The sequence below is a fragment of the Stenotrophomonas daejeonensis genome (assembly GCF_001431505.1).
In the GTDB taxonomy this organism is placed as follows: Bacteria; Pseudomonadota; Gammaproteobacteria; order Xanthomonadales; family Xanthomonadaceae; genus Stenotrophomonas; species Stenotrophomonas daejeonensis.
Genome location: NZ_LDJP01000115.1, coordinates 1 through 4,439 on the forward strand (window position 1 = coordinate 1; position 4,439 = coordinate 4,439).

Genomic DNA, 4,439 nt, shown 5'->3' on the forward strand with positions numbered 1-4,439 from the left:
TTCTCAGGAGCGTCATATGTGTATCAGAGACATGAAATAATCTGGCGTTGAGCAAGTTGCAATCACAAAGGTCAGATTCACAATTCCACTTGTTCTGCCGCCCGGCGACAAGCTCATTCAGCGTAATCGCTAGTAGCGGTCTAACAATTCATTCAAGCCGACGCCGCTTCGCGGCGCGGCTTAACTCAGGCGTTAGACCCCCTCTGCTACTCCAAAGAGACTGAAAGATATGAACCTTACTTTGCGCGCCGTTGCCGTCCTCGGTCTCATGTTGGTAGCGGGACCGCCACTTGCACAGAACCCTTCGGAACCAGCAGAAGTGGCGGAGCTCCCCGATGCTGCGTTACCGCCTGATTTGGATCGAGTCCTTCGAGACTATGAGCGCGCTTGGCGCGCGGGTGACGCGAAGGGCATTGCCTCACTATTCACCGAGGATGGGGTCTTGCTGCAAAACTACCGCCCGCCAATCCGTGGACGCGCGGCTATCCAGGCAGTTTATGAGGGCGATCGGGGCAGTCCATTGCGGCTACGCGCGCTCGCTTATGCGGCCGGAGACACGATTGGCTACATCGTCGGTGGCTATCGTTACGGCGATGCGGCGCACGACATGGGAAAGTTCACCATCACGTTGCAGCGTACACCCGGCAAACCTTGGCTAATCTCCTCAGACATGGACAGCATGAACGCTTCGCCGAAACCGCAGCGAGCACCGGATACGCCAACACCAACCACTACCACGCCCGCACCTCACTAGAGGCGGGGGTCTAACAATTCGTTCAAGCCGATGCCGCTTCGCGGCACGGCTTAACTCAGGTGTTAGGGCTCAACATCGGAGATTGGCGTGACCTTGTGCAAAACAACAATATTGACGGTTCTCTTCTTGTGCGCAGGATGCGCTTATGCCCAAACGGCCACCGAATCCACCTGTACCGAGGACGAACTAGTGAAGGCCGCTTTGGAAGATCGTGAGTTCAGACTTCAGGCGGAACGAGAGGTCAAGGATGAAATTGACAGAAAGCTAAAGGAAAACAACAGAAGAATTTCTGTTCTCGGCGCCAATGCGTTCTGCTCGAACACGGACTTGTACAAGAGAGCGCTCACGAAAGTAGTTCTTGATATATCAAACTCCTACAGCAGTGGGAGCAAGGCATATCTCCAGGTCACCATGCTTGAGCAGGCGACTGAAGTTATACCCATTCAAGTGCAAGGCGTTGTGACGGGCCTACAGATGGCAGTTATGTCCGCAGAAAAGAAGAATGCCTTATGTAGAGTTTCGGCAGATTTGGCAAATGACATCATTAGCGGCAGGCTTCTTGAGCCCTAACAATTCATTCAAGCCGACGCCGCTTCGCGGCGCGGCTTAATTCAGGCGTTAGATTCACGTCGAACCTTCCAGGGGGAAGCCTTGACCACCATTACCTTCGCTATCGCTTACCACTACGGAGATGCTGAGCATGGGCGGTTGGACATGTACGATGCTTCCGTATCTTTCCAAGGATTCGCAAAAGCGCTCTCCATTACTGCTCATGCGTTGCTCAACGATGGCGAGGTAAGAAGGAAGGGCAATCGTATCGAGGGTGGAGAGCTATTCATCCTTCCTTCTAGAAAAGGAAGCTTTGAACAGCTAGTTACGTTCGTCATTACAAACAAAGAAGCAATTGGCGCAAGCATTGCAGCCGCGGCCTTCTACGACCTTATAAAATGGACTTGGTCTAAGGTTCTTGATTTCAACTACGAGCCAGAAACTCCACATGTTCGAAGACTGTCGGACAGGATCGAGCCATTTATCGGCGAGATGGAAGAGGCTCTTGAGATACCACTTGAGCAGGCTCATCGGCCAATCAAGATGGATGATGATGTAATCATCACCATAAAGAGACAGAGAGTTGGGGAGGTGGTTCGGCTCGATAGTGAAACGCTTCAGAGCGTTTCCCTTCAAACAGAACTTGAGCCGCAGCAGAATATTCGTGGCAACGTGACCCGCTACAACATGCTGTCCGGTTACGGAAGGTTCTATGATGATGCTCTCGACAGAACTGTCTCTTTCAAGATCGATGATCAAGTCAGCTCTGTTCAGAAGCAGATTCTAACTTGGTCTTTGCATCACGCCCAACGAGAACAAGGCGAGGGGAAAATCTTGATTGAAGCAAGGCGCATCATCACTCCTCGCGGCGTAGTAAAAAGGTACTTGATCTCTGACATTAGGCAGGCGTGAATCTAACAATTCGTTCAAGCCGACGCCGCTTCGCGGCGCGGCTTAACTCAGGCGTTAGCGCTCAATGACAGCTCCGTACCAACTTGATAGCGGGATACATCTTGAGCGATCCCAGCTTCTGCTGCCTTGGGGCACATCAATCGAGAGCCTTTGCAGCATCGGCAATCCCGAGGTTCATCGCCACCCATCGGCCACGAACGTGGCTTGGAAAGATGAGCTTGTGCTTGGCGGCGTTCCCGTTCAAATTGATGTGATGTCTGCCTCTGGCCCAAATGTCTTCTACCTTCACAGTAGATCGGCCAACTCCGCGCTGTCTGAGTACACAGAGCTGCTCGCCACTCTATCTAGTCGATTGGGAGAGCCACACTCTTCCATAATTGATGCTGGCTATCCATGGACAAAGTGGACTTGGGGAGAGATTCGCGTGAGTCTCCGCATCGCGGAGCGCTTTACCGAGTATGTCGCCCTGATGGTTTCGCGGGGCATCGTTTGAGCGCTAACAATTCATTCAAGCCGACGCCGCTTCGCGGCGCGGCTTAATTCAGGCGTTAGGCGCTATACGGATGCTTAGCCAACTTCTAGATTCCTGGCAGTTCAACTTTTGGCGGGGCCTCGCCAGCCTTTGTGCTGGCTTGCTAGTCATTTCACCCTGCCTGTTGGTCCCAAGCTTGCGGCGCAAGATCCTCAAGGCCGACCTAGACATCGAGGCTATTGGATTGATCGCACTGGTAGTCGGCATCGTTACCATTGGGTGCTACAACTACTTCGGCGGCACTAGTGGCGCCTAACAGTTCATTCAAGCCGAACCCGCTTCGCGGGTCGGCTTAATTCCAGAGTTAGGCCTCAATGGACATAGCTTCTGTGCTCACAGGATTCTTGGTCGGTGCTGCTACGGGCGCTGCGGGGCAATACTTCGCGGACAAGTACACGGATCAGCGCCGTGAGAAAAAGTTGGCTAGGGAGCAAGCTCGTCTATGGCAAGACATAGAGCAAAGGTTCCCTGCGGTGATTGCCGAGATGCGCTCTGACTTCTCTCCACAGGAGAATCGCCACGTCCGCGTCTTCTTCGTCAAAGAGAGCAACACCATGTTGGGCTTCGTGTCAGAGCCTTGCTTTGAGTACCACACTGATAAGCATCCTGATCTTCGTGCAGCGGTTGCCTTACTTGAGCAACATGGCTTTATCACGGACATCACACCAGGTAATTGCCCCATGTATCGGGTACACGAGAAGCTAGTTGATGCGCTGTTGAGGCCTAACAATTCATTCAAGCCGACGCCGCTTCGCGGCGCGGCTTAATTCAGGCGTTAGCCCGCTGTGGAGCCTTCGATGCAACTCACGGATTGGATTCCCGCGTTAACCACCACAGGTTTGCTGTCCCTCGCCTTGTGGTTATCGCGAGCACTGATCACAGCGCGCCTGACACGCTCCGTCCAGCACGAGTTCGACAAAAAGCTCGAGCAGCTCAAGTCTGAGTTCCGCGCCGCCGAAAAGACATTGGAAGCTAGCTTGGCGCAGCGCAGCGCCGAGCTTGAGTCGCTGAGGACCGGCGCCCTTAGCGGTATCACGCAGCGCCGCGCGCTCTTGGACAAACGGCGTCTTGAGGCAATCGACCAACTGTGGGGCACTTGGATCGCCAACCAAAGCGCCAGAAGCTTGGCCATGACAATGTCCGTCATGAAGCTCGAGAACCTTGCCGAGCAAGTAACGAAAGATGATCGCGTGCGCGAATTCATCAGGGTCTCTGGGGGAGGCTTCGATCCATCTAAACTGAATTATGTAACCGCGAACCTAGCTAGACCGTACGTCTCTGACATGGCGTGGGCCTTGTTCAGCGCCATGCAGGCGATTACCGGCTATTACGTAGCGCATTGGGTTGCGCTATCGCATGGCATCGACTCCAGAAAAATGGTCGCAAATGAGGCCGTCCAGAAATTGATCTTGGCGGTAGCGCCGGAGTACAAGGACTACTTGGAGGCGAACGGCCTCTCCGCGTCGTACCACTTGCTTGAGCGCTTCGATACGCTTCTGCTCGCCGAACTAAAGCGGATGGCCACAGACTCTCAGCAGGACAAAGAATCAGTGGAGCAAGCGGCACAGATCTTGGAGCACGCTCGCAGCTTGAACGAGAAGGTACAACCTGCAGCAGCGGGCTAACAATTCGTCCAAGCCGACGCCGCTTCGCGGCGCGGCTTAACTCAGGTGTTAGGCTGTGACTCCAGCA

5 protein-coding genes are annotated in these 4,439 nt (G+C 53.9%); all 5 read left to right on the top strand.

Annotated elements, in window-relative coordinates:
- Positions 1–229 precede the first annotated feature (229 nt).
- The 5 genes from ABB34_RS15070 to ABB34_RS14615 all read left to right on the top strand — a co-directional run bounded on the left by ABB34_RS15070 (position 230) and on the right by ABB34_RS14615 (position 4,372).
- Positions 230–754 (top strand): YybH family protein, encoded by a 525-nt coding sequence (locus ABB34_RS15070; protein ID WP_083490241.1) that lies wholly within the window; start codon positions 230–232, stop codon positions 752–754.
- Positions 755–841: 87 nt separating this feature from the next.
- The gene (locus tag ABB34_RS15360; protein WP_152979652.1) at positions 842–1,324 is read left to right on the top strand and encodes a hypothetical protein; all 483 of its coding nucleotides are present in this window, start codon (positions 842–844) and stop codon (positions 1,322–1,324) included.
- Positions 1,325–1,405: 81 nt separating this feature from the next.
- Positions 1,406–2,215 carry a DUF7947 five-stranded beta-barrel domain-containing protein gene (locus ABB34_RS15075; protein WP_152979653.1) on the top strand — a complete coding sequence of 270 codons (810 nt, stop codon included), beginning with the start codon at positions 1,406–1,408 and terminating at the stop codon, positions 2,213–2,215.
- Positions 2,216–3,061: 846 nt separating this feature from the next.
- The gene (locus ABB34_RS15080) at positions 3,062–3,514 is read left to right on the top strand and encodes a hypothetical protein (RefSeq protein WP_083490243.1); all 453 of its coding nucleotides are present in this window, start codon (positions 3,062–3,064) and stop codon (positions 3,512–3,514) included.
- Between the two features lie 30 nt (positions 3,515–3,544).
- Positions 3,545–4,372, top strand: a complete 828-nt coding sequence (locus ABB34_RS14615; RefSeq protein WP_083490244.1) for a hypothetical protein — start codon at positions 3,545–3,547, stop codon at positions 4,370–4,372.
- Positions 4,373–4,439 lie beyond the last annotated feature (67 nt).

Excerpts from the sequence above, each read along its gene's own strand:
- ABB34_RS14615 (WP_083490244.1), top strand. The coding sequence starts at position 3,545 with ATGCAACTCACGGATTGGATTCCCGCGTTAACCACCACAGGTTTGCTG.
- ABB34_RS15080 (WP_083490243.1), top strand. The coding sequence starts at position 3,062 with ATGGACATAGCTTCTGTGCTCACAGGATTCTTGGTCGGTGCTGCTACG.
- ABB34_RS15070 (WP_083490241.1), top strand. The coding sequence starts at position 230 with ATGAACCTTACTTTGCGCGCCGTTGCCGTCCTCGGTCTCATGTTGGTA.